The following is a 19252-nucleotide window of genomic DNA, read 5'->3' on the forward strand; positions in this document are numbered from 1 at the left end:
AAAGGATCATGTTTTCCAAACGAAATTCCCATAGAGCAACTGTATATCTAAGCGAAATTTTCAAAATCGGAAAAGGGATTGGGGACGAGGAATAGGGGTAGTGGAGAGCGGGGGAACAGGGGAGCAGGGGGAGCAGGGAGAGCAGGGGGAGAATAATAATGCCCAATGCCCAATGCCCAATAACAAATGACCAATGACCAATGACAAATGACCAATGACCAATGACAAAAATCTTACTAGTTGAAGATGATGAATTATTTCGGCTTGGTCTGCGGATGCGGTTGCAACAAGAAACCAGTTTGGAGATTGTCGCAGAAGCAGAAGATGGGGAACAAGCTGTAGAATTGGCAAATCGCTATCCTCTGGATTTGGTCTTACTGGATATAGGTTTACCAGGTATTGGCGGAATTGAGGCTTGTCGCCAAATCAAGCAGAAGCACCCAAATTTACCAATTCTCGTTTTAACATCTCGTTCTGAAAAACCCCTGATTTCGCGGTTAATTGCCGCCGGTGCCCAAGGTTACTGCCTTAAAGGTATTCCTGCTGAGTCTTTAATATTGGCTGTGCGATCGGTTGCAGCGGGCGCTTCTTGGTGGGATCAAACAGCAACAACAGAAATTAGAGCCGCTTTTGAGGGTAATTCTCTGGCGGTGCAGTCTACAAAAACTGACGGAGCTTTAGAAAATCCCTTAACCAAGCGGGAACAAGAAATTTTGGCACTGGTAGCAGCTGGCAAAAGCAATCAAGAAATTGCTGAGATACTCTACATTGCCCCTGGTACAGTACGGGTTCATGTCCATGCTATTTTACAGAAACTAGAAGTACGCGATCGCACTCAAGCCGCAGTCTTAGCTATCCAAAAAGGATTGGTAGCACCAGAATTGTTGATTAATTAGATTTATTGGTTATTTGTCATTTGTCATTTGTCATTTGTCATTTGTTATTGGGCATTGGGCATTGGGCATTATTATTCTCCCCCTGCTCCCCCTGCTCCCCCTGCTCCCCTGCTCCCCTGCTCTCCATCTCCCTAATCCCTAGTCCCCAATCCCTTTTCCGATTTTGAAAATTGCGATGAGATATCAGGTTGCTCTATGGGAATTTCGATCGCAAACTCTGCTCCTTTGCCAACATCTGAGGTACAAGTAATATTTCCTCGGTGTTTTTGCACGATAATCTGATAGCTAATGGATAATCCTAGTCCACTACCTTTACCCACAGGTTTTGTTGTAAAAAATGGGTCAAATAAACGCGATCGCAACGACTCTTCTATACCAAGACCATTATCAGCGATCGCAATTTTGACCATATTCAAGTCTGTCACCTCTGTATGAATCCGAATTTGGGGAGGCGTGAGTAGTGAGTAGGGAGTAAAAGATTGATTCCCCATTTCCCACTCCCCATTCACCATTCCCTCTTCTATTGCATCAATAGCATTATTCAACAGATGCATAAATACTTGGTTTAGTTCACTTGCATAACAAGTGACTAGGGGCAAGTTACCATAATCTTTGACTACAAGAATTGCCGGACGATCGGCTGCTTCCCTGAGTCGATGTTGTAACATCACTAAAGTATTTTCGATGTCTTCATGGATATTTACCCGCTTCATCTCTGCTTCATCATGTCGAGAGAAGTGTTGTAGGGCCAATACAATTTCCCGAATGCGATCGGAACCCCTATACATTGCACCTATCAGGCTTTGTAGATCCTTAATCATAAAATTCAGGTCTACGTCTTTGGCTATTTGCTGAATTTTTGGTGTGGGTTTGGGATATTCCTGTTGATAAACCTCAATAATATTCACTAGGTCTTGCACATATTGGCCAGCATATTGGAGATTCCCATAAATAAAACTGATAGGGTTATTAATCTCATGAGCCAGTCCAGACACTAACTGTCCCAAGGCCACCATCTTTTCGTTCTGAATTTGTTGAACTTGAGAGGCTTTCAAGTCGTCAAGGGCCTGTTGGAGTAAAAAGTTTTTTTCTTGTAGTTTAACTTGGAGCAAACGTAAATTAATCTGATTTTCAATTCGCAATACCACCTCTGCCCCATGAAAAGGTTTTGCAATATAATCTACACCACCAACATCAAAGGCTTTTACCTTATCTACAACATCATCCAGGGCGCTAATAAAAATTACTGGGACTTCACAAGTTTTATCATCAGCTTTCAGTTGTTGACAAACTTGATAGCCATCCATATCTGGCATATTGATATCCAGCAAAATCACATCAGGCAAAACCATTTGACACGCAGTTAGTGCCATTTTACCATTTAAGGCTTTGCGAACTTCAAAGCCTTGTGCAGTCAACATTGCCGATAAAAGCCGCAAATTATCTGGGGTATCATCGACCACCAAAACATTTCTTTTATTATGGTTAGTTTGATTAAAATGCATTATTATCAAAAGCTAGGCGTATTATTATTGAGCTTAGTAAATGCTTCTTTGAAATCCCCTGAAGTTTGTTGACCAATTTCACCGAAATATTTATATTTATAGTTTAACTCCCACGGTGTCTGGAGAGTTTTACAGACTATCAAATCTATGATCTAATTAGAGAGCGTTGTGAACCGAATAATCTGCTTACAGAAGTATAGTAGATAGCACGCGCAGATTATCTAACCGAGCGTCAACAATGGAATTTTTCTCAGGTGGTACTTGATAGCTACCATTGAGGTGCTGAGGCAATAAACTTAAGAACTAATTGTTGTTCCATAGGTTCAGAAAACAGATATCCTTGAGCAAAATTGCAGTTTAAACTTCTCAATTGGGTTAACTGTTCTTCTGTTTCGACACCTTCAGCGATCGCACTCATCCCCATTGAGTTGGCAATGCCAATCATTGCTGGTACTAACCCCATATTCTCTTTGTTCTCCTGCATACGTTTGACGAAAGATTTATCAATTTTTAGTGCATTTAAAGGAAAGCTGTGCAGATAACTCAAAGAGGAATATCCTGTACCAAAATCATCCATAATCAACTTGATTTTTCGTTGCTTTAGTTGCTTAAGAATTATTTTAATAGCATTAGTATTTTCCATAATTACACTTTCGGTAATTTCTAATTCTAAATATGCAGGATTTATTTTATTTTCATAAATTATTCGGTCAATTTGTTCTACTAAATTGGGCTGTAAAAATAACCTAGCACTCAAATTGACACTCATAGTTAGGGGTTCTGGTGTCACTGGATGATGTTGCCAGATGCTTAATTGACGACAAGCTGACTGTAATACCCAAGTATTGATGGCATTAATTAAACCTGTTTCTTCTGCCACAGGAATAAATTCTGTGGGAGAAATCAGACCACGAATCGGATGTTGCCAGCGTACCAAAGCTTCAAATCCAGAGATTCTGCCTGTAGTGAGAGAAATAATTGGTTGATAATAAACAAGAAATTCTTGTCTTTCGACAGCCCTTCGCAGGTCATTTTCTAACTCTAGAAGCTGAATAGCTTCCTGATGCATTGCTGGATTAAAAACGTGATATTTTGCTCTCCCTTGTGCCTTAGCCCGATACATTGCCGTATCAGCATCCCGCAGCAAATACTCTGGGCGATCGTAATCTTTATTGCCCCAACTAATACCAATACTGGCATTCATAAATACTTCATATCTTGACAGATTAAAAGCAAGTGATAGCTGTTGCATAATCCGTTCTGCAACTTGGATTGCTATGTTAATATCTGTGATATTTTCTAGGAGAATTCCAAATTCGTCCCCGCCCAATCGTGCTAAAGTATCAATAGGTATCAGACATGCTTGCAGGCGACGAGCGATGGCAATCAGCAATTCGTCTCCCACCAAATGACCAAGGGAATCGTTAACAACTTTGAAGCGATCGCAGTCCAAAAAAAGTACCGCAAACTGATAATTAGATTCTCGCTTGGCTCGATTGAGAGCATTTTCTAGTCGCCTGATAAATAAAACTCGGTTGGGTAATCCAGTCAGCGAATCATGCAGCGCTATATCTAACAGTTGACTTTGCAACTTTTGGCGGGAATTGATTTCTTGTTGGAGTTTTTGTAGAGTTTTTTCTAGCTCTCCAGTCCGCTGTTTTACCCGATGTTCCAGTTCAACATTTAGTTTCAATATTTCTAATCGCGCCGACCTCAATGCCAGTTGATTTTGCACGCGCACTAAAACTTCTTGAAACTCAAAAGGTTTGGTGATGTAGTCTACACCACCCACTTTAAATGCTTTAACTTTATCAAAAACATCATCTAAAGCACTAATAAAAATTACCGGAATATCTGCTGTTTGCTCCCAAGCTTTAAAAGTCTGACAAATTTCATAGCCATCTACTTCTGGCATCATAATATCGAGTAGAATCAAATCCGGTAATAGTGTTTGAGTGGCTGTCATTGCCATTTGCCAATTCAAGGCTTTACGAACGTTATACCCTTCCCTTGTCAATATGGAGGATAAAACCCGGAGGTTATCCGCCATATCGTCAATGATCAAAATATCTTTTTTATCAGGGTCTAAATGCTCGTAATTCATTCTACGTTTGTTCTAGTCAATTCCATGATTTTCTCAAACTGGTAGTTATTTGCTAAATCCTTAAGAACTTGGAAAACTTGACCACTATCTGATGGAGTTTGCTTGAGTAACTCTAAAATCAGTTCATCGCTACAGCTGGCTGCGGCATAATGGATCTTTTGAAGCCACTCAGGTGGCATTTGTGATAAATGGCTCAGAAGTTCGGCAACACTGACAAACATCTGTGTAGCTTGATCGACAACTGCTGTGTTTGTAGTTTCTATTTGGTTGGTATACTTTACACCCAGATGTTGGCTCAGTTTTTCCAATAATACTTCCTGTGTGAATGGCTTGCGAATAAAATCATCGCAACCAATGGACAAAATTTTCTGGCGTTCTTCCTCAAAGGCGCTAGCAGTTAGGGCAATAATGATCGTATCTGTATTGGAGCAACCCTGCGTTGCTCCAGAGAAGTCGCAAGGGGAAGCCAAGACTGTTGGCGTTGGCGTCCACGATCGCAAATTGGACACACCAGTAGCCTCTTCTGTGTGAGACGCTTTGCGTACAACTTGAAGAATCTCGCAGTCGCCTGAATCGGTTAATCCTGCCGCAAGTCCCTGGCTGCCCGATGACGCCAGTTGTTTCAATTTTGGGAACTTTCGCAACTTACTGGCTCCCCGATGCCCTATTTGTTTAGCTTTAATCATTCTTGTCGCTTCATAACCGTCCATAACCGGCATTCGCATATCCATAAAAATCAAGTGTGGTTGCCAAGATTCCCAATTAGCGATCGCTTCACTCCCATTTGTAGCTTCTTTAACTTCAAAGCCCAAAGATGTGAGAATTTTAAGCAGCAACAGACGGCTTTCTTGGGAGTCGTCAACTACTAAGATCCGGTATGCTTTTTCAGTAGATGCTAAAGCTAGAATTCTCGATTTAATATGGTTTGTCGGAATTTCTCTTGGGCAAGTTAGAGCAATCTGAATATCAAAGGCAAATGTACTACCGATACCAGGCAGACTGCTGACAGTAATATCTCCTCCCATTAGTTGCACATATTTGCGGCTAATTGCTAAACCTAGTCCCGTCCCTTGCTGTGATTTTTTGCCGATTTCGGTTTGCTCAAAAGCCTCAAACAGCAAGTCAATTTCTTGTGGGGTAATACCACAGCCAGTGTCTTGAACCTCGAAGATTAGGGATTGGGAAGAGACTTCTTCAATAATTCCCCCTTGTGCTTGATTCCCAGTCCCCAGTCCCCAATCCCCAGCCCCCAGTTTCACCCGTAGTATCACCATCCCTATATCAGTAAATTTGATGGCATTTCCCAAGAGGTTGATCAAAACTTGACACAGTTTATTTTCGTCAGTTTCTATATATTTAGGAATGTCTTGTGTATATTCAAACCGTAATTCTAAATTTTTAGACGCAGCACGCAAGTGAAACAACTCTTCTAAGTTCTTCAACAGATGAATTAAGTCAAAGCTGCTGCAATTTAATGTGATTCTGCCAGCTTCGATTTTGGACATTTCTAGAATGTCGTTAATTAAGTTGAGTAGGTGTTCGCCAGCACGATTAATAATTGCCAAGTTTTCTTGATGTTCACCAGATAGCGAATAATCCCGGCTCATGAATTGGGTGAAACCAAGAATGGCGTTGAGTGGGGTACGCAGTTCGTGGCTCATGTTAGCCAGAAATTCGCTTTTGGCGAGGTTAGCAGCAGCGCTGCGAGCCGCTTCCCGAATGGCTGCTTGTTGTTCCTGTGCGGCAATTTCTTGCGATTGAATCAGTTCTTCTTGGGTAGTTTGCAGTTGCTCAATAACTTGCTGAAACTCTTCAGTACGTTTTTTTACTTGAGCCTCTAAGGTGCGATTGTATTCTGCTAATAACTTTTCTGTTTGTTTGCGTTGGGTGATATCAAAAAATGTAGCCATCGCAAAAGCCAGATTTCCCGATTCATCATAGATGGGTTTTCCCAAAACTTCAATGGGAATAATCTTGTCACAACAGCGAATTTCCATATCATCAACCCTGGTGCTTTCCCCAAGCAATGCTCTCAAAATCGGCATGTGCTCGCTGGGGTAAAGTTGATCTGTCCCGGTAAGATAAGCTTGATATACCTCTGATAATTCTCCGGTGCTAACTTCTGCGATCGCTCCTTGACCAAGAATTTGCTGCCCAATTTGATTTGTATAATAAGGTTCCCCTTCAGCATCTATGATAAATACACCGACCGGCATGGCTTCTAAAAATTGAGTCAGCCGGCTTTGACTGTGAGATAGCGCCTCATTTAAAACTTGCATCTGAGCATTCTTGGCTTCCAAAGCACTAAAAGATGCTTGGAGTTGCTTTGCCATAGTTTCAAATGACTTGGCTAGTTCCCCAAGTTCATCGGAACGCTGAATTACTGGGGTTTGCTCCCATTCACCTTTAGCAATTTTCTTCGCTGATGTGTTTAATTGTAAAATCGGTTTAATTACCCAGCGAGCAGTCAAAATTCCAATTCTTGTAGCTACTACAAAAGCAATTATGCACAGCAAAATAGTGATTCGGGTGTTGGCGTTAATTTGTTCCATAAATTCGCCTTCAGGAATCACCGCCACGATTAGCCAATCTAAACCCAGTTCGTCCTTCCAGCTTTTTACCTGCACAAAATAATGTATTCCATCGGCGCTAAAGGTTAACTGTTGTTTTCCCACAACGAATCCAAGGCTGTCAAAGCGTTTGATCAAAGATTGTGTTGTGAGTCTAATTAAAGAATTTTGACTATCTAATGCTGATCGACGTTTTACTTCACCATTAATAATGGTATATGGTGGCTCACGAGTAGAAGAAGCCACTATATACCCGGAACGCTCTAAAATAAAAGTCCTACCTGACCGATTGGCATTTAATTTAGCTAAAAAAGTACCGATTTGTGACAATATCAAATCGACACCAATCACCCCAACAAGTTGGTTAGTTTTATCGTAAATAGGATAGCTGGAAGATATTGATAAAACTTCTGGTTTATCTTCCCATTGATAAATTTTACTCCAGACGGGTTTGCCACTCTTGACTGCATCTGCATACCACGCTTCTACACGAGGATCATAATTTTTGACTTGCTGAAGCTGGCGGCGATTCCCTTTCCGGTCTGAATTGTAAATATAAAGTTTCCCGATACCACGCTTTTCGGTAACTTCATTAATTAAGAGCGTGCCATTATCTAAACGTTCAATACCGATAAATTCACCTTTGGGGTTGGCAAAGTTGTTATAGCCAACATTAAAAACCTGCATTTGTTTCCAAAAGTAATTTCCGGTGGTTTCAAAATCAGAAAGGTTGAGCAAACCTAGCTCAACCGCATCTAAGTTAATTTGATTTATTTGTTTCGGAGTTGTTAAATAACTATCAAGATGTTGTTCAATGCGATCGCAGATTTCATTTTCTAATTGAGTAGCAAGCTCCTTTACCGCTTTTTGACCGTTTTGATACGAAAGATAGCCCACAAGTCCTACCGCCCCAAAAATTTGCAATATAAAGGGCACAATTAGAACATACCTCAGAGGCATCTTGGCATAAACTTTGCCAACTAAGCGATTAATAGATTTGACTGGCTGAAGTTTGGATAACATTGTTGTTTAATTCTTCCCCAACATATACTAGGGGCATTTTTGCCATATCAGCTACATTTTCAACTCAGCATAATTACGCCATATCTTCGCTTTAGCGATGACATATCTTTGCATTTTATAGTATAATAAAGCACTAAAACCCTAGTCTATACTTATTTTACTGGCTAAGTACCTCCAACGCTTAATTTTTAAACTTTGCGTAGGCATAGCCCATCGTAGACATCGACTAAGTTGGGCGGATACGCCATCGCACCTGAATTTGCTCAGTTTTATCTGGCAATGTGTCAACAGATTTTTTCGGATTAACTGAAATTTAACCGATAAGCTACAGTATGCCATTCTAAAACTCAGGTCGCCATTAGCACTCAATCCTAAATTTAATTTTTAATTGCTGATGTTTTGATTTCCCGGTCTTAAAACCTCTGGACTAGTACAAAAACTTATATTTAACTACAACAATTTTAAAATTTTCATGCAAACGCACACTATAAACAAAAAAAATCCAAGAAAATTTACTTTGTATTTTTTATTATGAAGAAATGTTAACTTTGTTATGGAAGTATGTCAATCTCATCGCCGATTTGTAAAATTTTTCCAGTTGAGGATGGGGATAATTGGGTATTGACACTCAATCTGTAAAAATGATTAAAAGGCGATGAAGCAACCCAATTTGGCAGAGTTGCTTGTCGCTGGGTTGCAAAGATTTTTTGAAAGTTTGGGTAAGCTTCTCCTAAGTAAGAATCGCGTGTTGGGACTATACAACGCTGACATGGGTTAATCCCAAGAAGGTGAACATCTCCCACTCGAAAGGAGACAACATTACCTTGTTCACCAAATAGCTGATCTTCCCAAAATGCTGGTACACCACCAATCTCGATATTGGCACGCATTCGACGGCGCATTTCATCTACACTTAAACCGGGAAACCAAGAAGCTACTTCTGCCAAAGTTGCTGTACTAATTACCGTTGGGCCTAATGAGTGTGTATCGTCAGGAAAACCCATCAGAGAGTTTTGTCTCAAGATGACAGAAAACTCAAAAAAATCACTCAAAGTTGCTTCTAATGCTTGCCGTTCCTCATCCAGATGAAAATTTTGTTGTGAGTCGCCGCCTGGAATTTGCAACGAGATGGTTCTATTTAAGAGTGCAAATTGCGCCCTTAGTAAATGGATTTTAGCATGACGCTTGCCATTGACAAATCTACCCTGTTCGTCAAAAATGGCAAACTCGCGGTCATGCTGTAATGCGCCACTGGCAAGAACTCTAGCGTTTTGAACTTCAACACCATCCAGTGACTTAACTGGATACAGTAAAATCTTTGCTAGGTAAGGCATCATAGCAATTTTGGATTTTAGATTTTGGACTTCGGCTTCTTTATGAGACGCTACGCTAATGCTCAGTCGAACGATTTTGGATTAAAGATTGGTGATTTAGTAGCCCCCAATCTAAAATCTAAAATTCTTTTGTGACTTATAGCGTTTCCTGCTCCGGAACGAAAGCTATTACTAGATAAGAGTTTTTGTGTATCTTATGCGAGTGAGAACCACTATATCCATTTGAGCAATATTGCTAATTATGGATATACTGGCGATTTATCTATTCCGCCAACATGATTTAGAGGCCAGAAGCGAACTACAGCACGTCCAATAATATTCTGGCGGGGGACAACACCCCAGCAGCGGCTATCGTAACTACTGTTACGATTATCACCTAGTACTAAATATGAATCTGCTGGTATGGTCTGGGGTTTTGCTAAAAAAGGTGGCTGCGGCCCTGATTGGCAAACATCAATGACTGTGCTTTGGTCAGAACTGAGGTAATTTGCTTCTGGGAGGGGTTTGTCGTTGATATAGACTTTGCCATTCCTAAGTTGGATTTTTTCTCCAGGTAAGGCGATTATGCGTTTAATAAAAGCATCGTGATATTGTTCTTTTTGGAGTTCTGCCGTAGGTGAAAATACTACGATATCCCCCCGTTGCGGGTCAGCAAATTTATACTTCAACTTATCGACAATGATTTTGTCTGCCTCCCACTGGTTTGGCGTACCATGCAGAGTTGGTTCCATCGATCCAGAAGGAATCCAGCGTGCTTCCGCAACAAAGGTACGAATTCCCAGAGCTAGAACAATGCTCAAGACAATTGTTCTACCTAGCTCTGCGATCCAGGAATTATCGGGTTGTTGACTAGAGTTGTTATCAGACACTTGATTTTGCATGAAATTACTGAACTGAACGAAAAATGTAGGTAATTAACTCGCCTAGTGAAACTTTATCTGTTAATCTTAACGGGAAAATTTTAATTTCCTATTCATGTTTGCATCCTGACTACCAATTTTAGATTGGAGATTTTAGATTGGGGCGTTTCTTCTGGGTTATGACTCGCCTCTAGTGGGTGGAACCAATGTAAAATACCCAAGCCGTATCCTGGAAAGGATACGGTCAATCCAAAATCTAAAATCCAAAATTGATTGACGGGGTTCTTCATAAATTAAAAATAAACTTTTTTTTTAACGCGCGGCAAAAATTGGTTACTCCGATCGCGAATAAGTTTAACCTAAAAGCATAGTTCTCTGTAATACATAGCTCCCTGTTTAAACAAAGTTAATCCTATGTCATCTCCAAAAAGTTTACTGATTCGCCGCGCTCGCATAATCTTACCCAATGGTGAACTGATGATTGGGGACGTGTTGACGCGCGATCGCCAAATAGTCGAAGTTGCGCCAGAAATCTCCGAAATACCACTAGCCACTGAAGTTGACGCAGAAGGGTTAACTTTGTTGCCAGGAGTTATTGATCCGCAAGTGCATTTCCGGGAACCTGGACTAGAATACAAGGAAGATTTATTCACCGCCAGTTGTGCTTGTGCTAAAGGGGGAGTCACTTCCTTTTTGGAAATGCCCAATACGCGTCCCCTGACAACGACACAGCAGGCTTTAGATGACAAGCTAGAACGTGCCTCACAAAAGTGCTTGGTTAATTATGGGTTTTTTATTGGGGCAACACCAGAGAATTTACCAGATTTGCTGTTAGCAAAACCAACACCAGGAATTAAGATTTTCATGGGGTCGATGCATGGTCAATTGCTAGTTGATGGTGAAACAGCCCTCTCTGCGATATTTGCCAAAGGCGATCGCTTGATTGCCGTTCATGCCGAAGACCAAGCTAGAATTAACCAACGCCGCCAAGAATTTGCCAACATTCACGATCCAGCTGTTCACTCGCAAATTCAAGATAATCAAGCGGCGCTGTTGGCGACTCAATTAGCATTAAAACTTTCTCAAAAATATCAACGTCGGTTGCATATTCTGCACATGTCAACTGCCGAAGAAGCAGATTTGCTGCGTCAGGAAAAACCTAGTTGGGTAACAGCAGAGGTAACGCCACAGCATTTGTTGTTAAATACCAGTGCATATCAGGAGATTGGTACCTTAGCACAGATGAATCCACCTTTGCGATCGCCCCACGATAACGAAGTTCTCTGGCAAGCTTTGCGCGATGGTGTGATTGATTTCATCGCTACAGATCATGCACCCCACACCTTAGAAGAAAAAGCTCAAGAATACCCCAATACTCCTTCGGGAATGCCTGGGGTGGAAACTTCCCTCGCGTTGATGTTAACTGCGGCAATGGAGGGAAAATGTACTGTTGCTCAAGTTGTGAACTGGATGTCTAAGAATGTGGCTGTAGCTTATGGTATTCCCAATAAAGGAGCGATCGCACCTGGTTACGATGCCGATTTAGTGCTTGTAGATTTAAACACATACCGCCCAGTCCGGCGTGAAGAACTTTTAACCAAATGCCGTTGGAGTCCCTTTGAAGGCTGGAACCTTACCGGCTGGGCTAAAACCACCATAGTCGGCGGTGAGATTGTTTATGACAAAGGCGAGGTAAATACGCAAGTGCGGGGTCAAGCTTTAACTTTCTTGTAGTAAATATTTATTTAAGCTTACGTAGTAGACAAATAAATATACGTCAAAGCCATACTTGAACTGGCAAGATTTTCATCTATCCAAAGTTAAGACTAGACCAATGGGTTTGGTTCAAGCTAAAAGACGAAAATCCTTGTTTTTCCTGCTTTACTCTTTTCACCAAAGGGTATTGACTTATTGCTGTATCAAAAATTGCAACTTGAAACCCTGAATTTATTCAGTGTCTCAAGTCAAATCTTCATTCATTGAAGAAGAATTCAAAAGCCAGAATTCAGGAGTAAAGCCGGAGACGTTTCTGTTAGCTCCGGTCAGAATCAAGACGCTCTCTACGAACGCGTTAGCGTCTCCAGACCAAAACACTTGTAGAGACGGCGATTTATCGCGTCTCAAAACCCACGATTTTGTATAAGTAGCGCTTAACCCAAGCGTATTGCGACAGGAGAAGAGAAGGCTTTACGCTGCGCTATCCGCTAGTCATACAGAATACCCGCCTGAATTCTGACTCCTGACTCCTGAATTCTGTTCGATAAGCATAGAAATAATCAAGGAGAATTGCTATGTCCTTCAAAATTTTGGCTTTAGACGGTGGCGGTATTCGTGGAGTCGTTGCAGCACGAATACTTCAACAAGTAGAACAAGAAATTAGAAATCAGGGTAAAGGAAACTTCTTACACGAATACTTTGACCTGATTGCTGGCACTTCTACCGGTTCAATATTAGCAGGAGGGATTGCTGTAGGAAAAGGGAGTGATGAGCTAATTAAACTGTATAGAGATCGGGGTAAAGATATATTCCCACCGGATAGAAAAGATCGCTACAAAAACTTTCCGTCCATCATCAAATCAATTATTGATGTATTTTCCGAATCTAAATATTCTCATGATGGAATTACTAATGTCCTCAAAGATGCCTATAAATCCACAAGAATAAAGGATATTGAAAACCCCATTATTTTGATTCTTGCTTACGATACGCTATATCGAAATACAACCTTTTTTACAAATTGTCATCCCGATTTAGGAGACAGATGGTACGATGACTGTTTTTTATGGGAAATATGTACCGCTTCTGCCTCAGCGCCCACTTTTTTCCCACCATATAAATTAGAACCTGTAGATAAACAAAAATTTGGTAATTGGGAATTCCCACATATTGATGGAGGAATTTCTGCTAATAACCCGGCTCTCGCAGCTTTGAGTCTAGTTATGAGGATTAGTCAGTCTTCAGTCCTTCCAACAATCAAGCAAAAATATAAGCTAGATAATCTCCGATTGGAAGATATTTCTATCCTTTCTATTGGTACAGGTCAAACTGGTGAACCATATCAATATAACCAAATAAGCAAATGGAGAGGCTTCGACTGGGTAAAAAATCTGACTAACATCTTTATGGAACCTACATCTGAGATTGATAGTACGATTTGCCGACAAATCATGGGTGGATACGATTCTAAACGTTATTTACGTCTTCAGTTTGACTTAAATGAGACATTTAAACCCAAGCCAAAAGAGACTTATAAAGATCCTCGCATTGTATTACCTCCAGAAGATCGAAAAAATCGATTTACAGGAGAAAAAGTCAGTGAAGAAATAGACAACACTAATTCCGAGATTCTTCAGCAGTTAATAGATACTACCTCTGCATTTATTGATCAAGGTCTTACGTACTATACCAGAGACAACTCCGGTTCTCCGATCAAAAAAGCGATCGCCTCTTTCATTAGAGATAACTAGTGCATCCACGTAGGCATATTAAGGTTAATTAATTTAGGAGAAAACATCTCGTATTTTTACAGAAATTATCGTAAAAATACGAGATGTTTTAGTTAATATTTTCTTCACATCAGTGCTAATTACAGATGTGAATACAAGAATTTGTTGCTAGTTAAAATTATTAAAATTAGTTTTACAGATTTATAAACTAGTTTCTTTTTTGTATAGATTACTAACCTAAGTTGGGAATACTAAGTGTAAGGGAAGTTAGAGGACTTATACAGAATTGATTATTGTTTAACTTTTCTCTGCTAGCTTTCGCTGCTAAATAATTCAGATTGCTTCTCCAAATGACAGTAGGGAAATAATCTGTTTAACCAAACTGACTAAATTCTGTAAAAACTCTCATTTAACCCAACAACAGTTTATTGACACTTGCTTGATTCGTACACAAACCATCTAAATCAGTTTTTAACTGCTTATTACAGCAATAAAGCTACTAGATGCTAATCCTGAATATATATCCCGTTTAGTTAAGAATTACTGTAGGTTCAATACTATTCGGATAAGATTCCCCCCTGGATTGACTCCCTTTTTAAAGAGAGCCAGGGCGTTGCAAACTTTCCCAAATTTATAGTAACCGGCGTCGGCTTTGCTGACTGCCAATTTTAGATTGAAGAAAAACTGATTTGAGATTTTTGGGTTGAGATAACAATGTTAGTGACTTATAGTGGTGAGCGTGGTAGTGGCAGATAGGACGAGTGTGGAATTCTCCCTCAACTATTTGCAGAAATTTTTTAGTGTTGCGATCAAAAAATTAAATCGCGGCTATGACTTTGCTAATGGCACAATTGAATGGTATTAGTTCGACTTGACGAGTGCCCCCATGCTCATAAGTCAAACTTACGCTTAGATAACTATCTGGCTTGTAGGGCAATCGTTCCGCCCATTCAACTGCCACAATTCCTGGTATGACTTCAACACCTTCCCAGTAAATTTCTAAATTCAGGGCTGCAACTTCTTGTGGTTCTAAGCGATATAAATCCAGATGGTAAAGGGGGAGGCGTCCTTCTGTGTACTCATTAATTAGCGTGAAAGTTGGACTAACAATGGGTTCAGCAATTCCCAAACCTTTGCCAATGCCTTGAACTAGGGTAGTTTTACCAGCGCCTAAATCACCTTCTAGTAGAATTACAGTGCCAGGGGTCAGGGATTCACCAAGAGTAATACCTAAGCGTAGCGTCGCCTCTGTATCTGCAAGAAAAGTTTTCATAATTAGTCATTGGTCATTGGTCATTGGTCATTGGTCATTGGTCATTGGTCATTTAACTAATTTTCATTTTCCGTGATGGCCTCTACCGTACCACCGCAATAACACTTGTGCTAGTTTCTGGAGATTGTGACGTACAGAACCCATTTTATCTTCATACAAAACATTAGCTGGAACAATTCTTCGCCCTAGCTGAATTACGGAGAGGCGGGTTTTTTAACCCAAGATAGATGTAATAGTATTTAATATGTGCTAGTAACTCAATACTGCCAACCGTAGGATTGAAAATTAGTATTTTTCTACATAAAATGAAAAATCTAAAATTAAAAATTGGACACACTGATGGTTAGGAGTGTTAGAGTTTCAGGAAATTCACCGGAACTTTTCAGCGGGTATTCATGCTGAAGAAACTACAAAAAAAGCAGATTTCGATAATTGCGGGTGCGGCACTGTTTGCCTTTTTAGCCGGGGCAATGGTATCAGCACCAGAGATTGGCAAATCCCTTGGACAATGGCTCAAACTGAGTCAGAATCAAGCAGAGTCAACATCAGAGGCTAGCATTGCCCAATCAGCGGTCTTTCCACTGATATCACAATCGCTGCCAGAACGGGCGGCAAAACTAGCAGCGATCGCCCAAGAATCGCGATCGCCAGACCGGAATCGCGCTCGTTATCTTTTGGCGAGTGATTACATTGAAAGAACCCAAGCGCAAAAAGCCTTAGCTTTACTCCAAGGATTAGAGAAAGAATATCCTGTTCTCGCGCCTTATATTTTGCTCAAACAAGCCCAGGCAGAGGATATGCTGGGCGAGGATGGCAAAGCTTCGGATCTGAGGCAAAGTGTGCTGAGACTGTATCCCAAAGAAGCGGCTACAGTAAAAGCGCTATATCTGATTGCCCAGCCAAAGCAACAAGAAACAGCGATCGCTCAATTTCCTTCCAATCCTCTAACTTGGGAAATTATCCGCAAACGCTTACAAGAAAATCCCAATCAGCCACAATTACAATTAATTTTGGCTAAATATGCCTACGATCAACCAGGCATAGTAGGCGTTTTAGATCAGCTAGTAAAACAGCCGAATCTCAAACCCGAAGACTGGGAAATCATTGGTACAAGCTATTGGGAAAATAGTCAATTTCTCAAAGCAGGTAATGCTTATGCCAAAGCACCTAAAACACCGCGCAACCTCTACCGTACTGCACGGGGGTTACAAGTAGGAGGCAAAGATCGAGAAAAAGCGATCGCTACCTATAAACAATTAGTCCAGCAATTTCCAGATACCGAAGAAGCTGGAACTGCCCTACTGCGGTTAGCAGAAACCGCAAAAACAGGTAAAGAAGGCTTACCCTATCTTGACCAGGTAATTAGGAAATTTCCGAAACAAGCTGGTACTGCACTGGTACAAAAAGCTAAAACTCTCCAAACTCTCAAAGACCAAAAATCAGCTAGCGCGGCGTGGCAATTACTCATAGCCAAATACGGCAATTCTGATGAAGCCGCAGAATACCGCTGGAAAATAGCCACAGATAAAGCCAAAGCCAAAGATTACGTCGGGGCTTGGCAATGGGCAGAACCAATTGTCACCAACAACCCCAACAGTATTTTGGCTCCAAGAGCCGGCTTTTGGGTAGGGAAATGGGCAGCTTCCCTAGGCAAACAGCAAGAGTCTAAAACTGCTTATGAGTATGTGATTAGTCAATTTCCTTACTCTTACTATGCATGGCGATCGGCGACGATGCTGGGGTTGAATGTCGGCAACTTTGACAATGTGCGCGTCATGAACCCAGAAGTAATCACACCCCAGCGCCCATTACCGCCTGCTGGTTCTGAAACTTTCAAAGAATTGTATCTGCTGGGTCAAGACCGTGATGCCTGGTTACAATGGCAAACAGAATTTCAAAACAAAGTTCAGCCAACGGTAGCAGAGCAATTTACTGAAGGGTTGATGCGGCTGGCCAGGGGAGAAAATCTCATCGGAATTGACAAAATTTCTAAATTGGAAGACCGGGAAATACCAGCTGAACAAACCCAATACGAGACTCTAAGTAAACAAATCATCTACTGGCAAGCCCGTTATCCATTTCCCTATTTTCGAGAAATTCAAAAGTGGTCTACCGAGCGTCAACTCAATCCTCTGCTAGTAACTGCTCTGATGCGTCAAGAGTCACGGTTTGAACCAAAAATCAAATCTGTGGCTGATGCTACTGGCTTAATGCAGGTGTTGCCGAGTACAGCTAAATGGATCGCTCCACAAATTAAAGTGGATTTCAAAACAATAAGTCTAGAAAATCCCAACGATAACATCATGATGGGTACATGGTATTTGGATCATACCCATGAGCAATATAACAATAATTCCTTGCTCGCGATCGCTAGTTACAATGCTGGCCCCGGTAATGTCTCCAAATGGCTGCAAACTCTAACGACACAAGATCCAGATGAGTTTGTGGAAGAAATTCCCTTTGATGAAACCAAAAATTATGTGCGTCAAGTATTTGGCAACTACTGGAATTATCTGAGGCTTTACAACCCTGAGATTTCTGGCATCGTAGCAAAATATTCGACTACACACCCGAAACTACCGACGCAGTGATTTTGCTGTTTGACGGTAGAAAGGAGGAGAGGGCCTGGGGGAGATTAATAACTCCCTACCAGTACCCAGCACTCCTGAATTCTGTTTGATAAATTTCTTCATTGCTAATCAGCGACTCATTGCAAAAATCTGTTCAGCCGTTAAGGGAATGTTCGGAAACAATCTAGAATCAATTCGATCATGCCCTCGAAACACCTTCGGGGGTAAATACTCTGCATCTTCAAGTTGGTAGATTGTAATGGTTGGCTGCTTGGGAGAGCCAATGAACCGAATGCCACCAAAAGCAGCATAGTCCACAATGATGTACTCGAAAACGCCCAAGTCCTCATATTCAGCAAGTTTTGTCAGATAGTAGTCTTTCCAGTTGTTGCTAACAACCTCAATGATTCCGGGTGGTGGAATATATGCAGCAGCAGAACTAGAGATCGTTTTCATCCTCTGCCATTCAACTCTTGCAAATATGACAATATCTGCTTTCCGGCTTTTTTCCTTTTCGCCTGGTGCTGTTTTGAGCCGAACCTGCTTGGACTGGCGCGATACGTAAGGCAGGTCATTTTCTTGGCAGTGATTTTCTAAGTAAGCACACAGTCGCTCGATCAAATCCTCATGATTTGCATTTGATTCTGATAATGGCACGGGAATCCCATCCAATAGTTCAAACTCTCTGCCTGAACCATCGTCCCAGGAAAGAAATTCTTCAAAAGTCAGTGGTTGTGTGACGGTTGCGTACATCGCCCTTGCTCTCTTGCTGACGGGTACTTTACTCAATGCTACCAAGATGTATAGCTTTGTCTATAAGTCCTGCTTGATTTTCCTGCCGTAGTTCTGAAACAACGGCTTGAGGTTGGGTAATGGAAGGCGATGTCTATGACGGGCTACGCCTACGCAATTGGTGAGTGTAGGTTTGGTTCTAATGAAAAGAGGAAAAAGAGAAATGCAGCGAAGCTATTAGCCAAACACTTCGATCTTAATATAAGAACATAAGAACGCTTGAACAACAAACACACGATGCGGATTACACCTGACGGTCAGATTACCATCCCTCCTGAAATCCGAGAGGTGCTAAACATTTCTCCTGACGTAGAATTAGCATTTGAAATCGAAGGTGATCGTCTCTACCTCAAGAAAATACAACCTACCGATAAAATCTCAACGTGGATTGACACTATGCGGGGTTGCGCTGCTGGAAACCTCACTACCGAACAAATTATAACCCTCACCCGTAGCGACAAAAATCCATGACCGTCTTGGTAGACAGCAACGTTATCCTCGACATTCTGACCAACGATCCCAACTGGTTTGATTGGTCAGCCTTTCAACTAACAACCTATGCCCGTCAAGACCAACTTGCCATCAATCCCATCATCTACGCTGAGATTGCCATCGGCTTTCCTAGAGAACAGGAACTCATCACTGCGTTGCCAGAAGATATGTTTCAACGTCTCTCTTTACCTTGGGATGCGGCATTCCTAGCAGGTCAAAGTTTTCTTAACTACCGTCGTCGTGGTGGCGCCAGAACCTCCCCATTGCCTGATTTTTACATTGGTGCCCATGCTAGTACTGCTAATTTGCCTCTCATTACCCGCGATGTCAATCGCTATTGCACCTACTTTCCCGACGTTAGGCTCATTTCACCTGAATAGCCATCCG

At 41.3% G+C, this 19252-nt stretch carries 14 protein-coding genes; 6 read left to right on the plus strand and 8 right to left on the minus strand.

Features of this window, described 5'->3' with window-relative positions:
- Nucleotides 1-221: 221 nt before the first annotated feature.
- Entirely contained in the window at nt 222-896 is a 675-nt protein-coding gene (locus A4S05_RS10730; RefSeq protein ID WP_069069821.1) for a response regulator transcription factor, read from the plus strand.
- Between the two features lie 131 nt (nt 897-1027).
- Here the strand turns inward: A4S05_RS10730 and A4S05_RS10735 are convergent, their stop codons facing one another.
- The 6 genes from A4S05_RS10735 to A4S05_RS41485 all read right to left on the minus strand — a co-directional run bounded on the left by A4S05_RS10735 (nt 1028) and on the right by A4S05_RS41485 (nt 10582).
- Nucleotides 1028-2401, minus strand: a complete 1374-nt coding sequence (locus A4S05_RS10735; RefSeq protein ID WP_069069822.1) for a hybrid sensor histidine kinase/response regulator — start codon at nt 2399-2401, stop codon at nt 1028-1030.
- A gap of 268 nt (nt 2402-2669) precedes the next feature.
- Complete coding sequence (locus A4S05_RS10740) at nt 2670-4505, minus strand: GGDEF/EAL domain-containing response regulator (RefSeq protein WP_069069823.1); 1836 nt, start codon at nt 4503-4505, stop codon at nt 2670-2672.
- Nucleotides 4502-8098: an ATP-binding protein gene (locus tag A4S05_RS10745; protein WP_069069824.1), complete on the minus strand. Its 3597-nt coding sequence runs from the start codon at nt 8096-8098 to the stop codon at nt 4502-4504. The genes A4S05_RS10740 and A4S05_RS10745 overlap by 4 nt, the downstream gene beginning before the upstream one ends.
- Nucleotides 8099-8649: 551 nt before the next feature.
- Entirely contained in the window at nt 8650-9432 is a 783-nt protein-coding gene (locus A4S05_RS10750; RefSeq protein WP_069069825.1) for an MOSC domain-containing protein, read from the minus strand.
- 239 nt (nt 9433-9671) lie between these two features.
- On the minus strand, nt 9672-10313 hold the full coding sequence (lepB, locus tag A4S05_RS10755; RefSeq protein WP_069069826.1) for a signal peptidase I: 642 nt from the start codon (nt 10311-10313) through the stop codon (nt 9672-9674).
- 92 nt (nt 10314-10405) lie between these two features.
- The gene (locus tag A4S05_RS41485; RefSeq protein WP_176726970.1) at nt 10406-10582 is read right to left on the minus strand and encodes a hypothetical protein; all 177 of its coding nucleotides are present in this window, start codon (nt 10580-10582) and stop codon (nt 10406-10408) included.
- 124 nt (nt 10583-10706) lie between these two features.
- On the opposite strand from A4S05_RS41485, the gene A4S05_RS10760 reads away from it, so the two are divergent.
- Nucleotides 10707-12026, plus strand: coding sequence for a dihydroorotase (locus A4S05_RS10760; RefSeq protein WP_069069827.1), 1320 nt, complete (start codon nt 10707-10709; stop codon nt 12024-12026).
- A gap of 557 nt (nt 12027-12583) precedes the next feature.
- Complete coding sequence (locus tag A4S05_RS10765) at nt 12584-13759, plus strand: patatin-like phospholipase family protein (protein WP_069069828.1); 1176 nt, start codon at nt 12584-12586, stop codon at nt 13757-13759.
- 796 nt (nt 13760-14555) lie between these two features.
- Here A4S05_RS10765 and tsaE read toward each other — a convergent pair.
- Complete coding sequence (gene tsaE, locus A4S05_RS10770; RefSeq protein WP_069069829.1) at nt 14556-15011, minus strand: tRNA (adenosine(37)-N6)-threonylcarbamoyltransferase complex ATPase subunit type 1 TsaE; 456 nt, start codon at nt 15009-15011, stop codon at nt 14556-14558.
- A gap of 395 nt (nt 15012-15406) precedes the next feature.
- On the opposite strand from tsaE, the gene A4S05_RS10775 reads away from it, so the two are divergent.
- Complete coding sequence (locus A4S05_RS10775; protein ID WP_069069830.1) at nt 15407-17602, plus strand: lytic transglycosylase domain-containing protein; 2196 nt, start codon at nt 15407-15409, stop codon at nt 17600-17602.
- A 108-nt stretch (nt 17603-17710) separates the two neighbouring features.
- On the opposite strand, the gene A4S05_RS10780 is transcribed toward A4S05_RS10775, so the two are convergent.
- Nucleotides 17711-18334, minus strand: coding sequence for a Uma2 family endonuclease (locus tag A4S05_RS10780; protein WP_069069831.1), 624 nt, complete (start codon nt 18332-18334; stop codon nt 17711-17713).
- 276 nt (nt 18335-18610) lie between these two features.
- On the opposite strand from A4S05_RS10780, the gene A4S05_RS10785 reads away from it, so the two are divergent.
- Complete coding sequence (locus A4S05_RS10785) at nt 18611-18844, plus strand: AbrB/MazE/SpoVT family DNA-binding domain-containing protein (RefSeq protein ID WP_069069832.1); 234 nt, start codon at nt 18611-18613, stop codon at nt 18842-18844.
- A complete protein-coding gene (locus tag A4S05_RS10790; RefSeq protein ID WP_069069833.1) occupies nt 18841-19245 on the plus strand; it encodes a type II toxin-antitoxin system VapC family toxin in 405 nt (134 codons plus the stop codon). The genes A4S05_RS10785 and A4S05_RS10790 overlap by 4 nt, the downstream gene beginning before the upstream one ends.
- Nucleotides 19246-19252: the final 7 nt, after the last annotated feature.

It is taken from the genome of Nostoc sp. KVJ20 (genome assembly GCF_001712795.1).
Lineage (GTDB): Bacteria > Cyanobacteriota > Cyanobacteriia > Cyanobacteriales > Nostocaceae > Nostoc.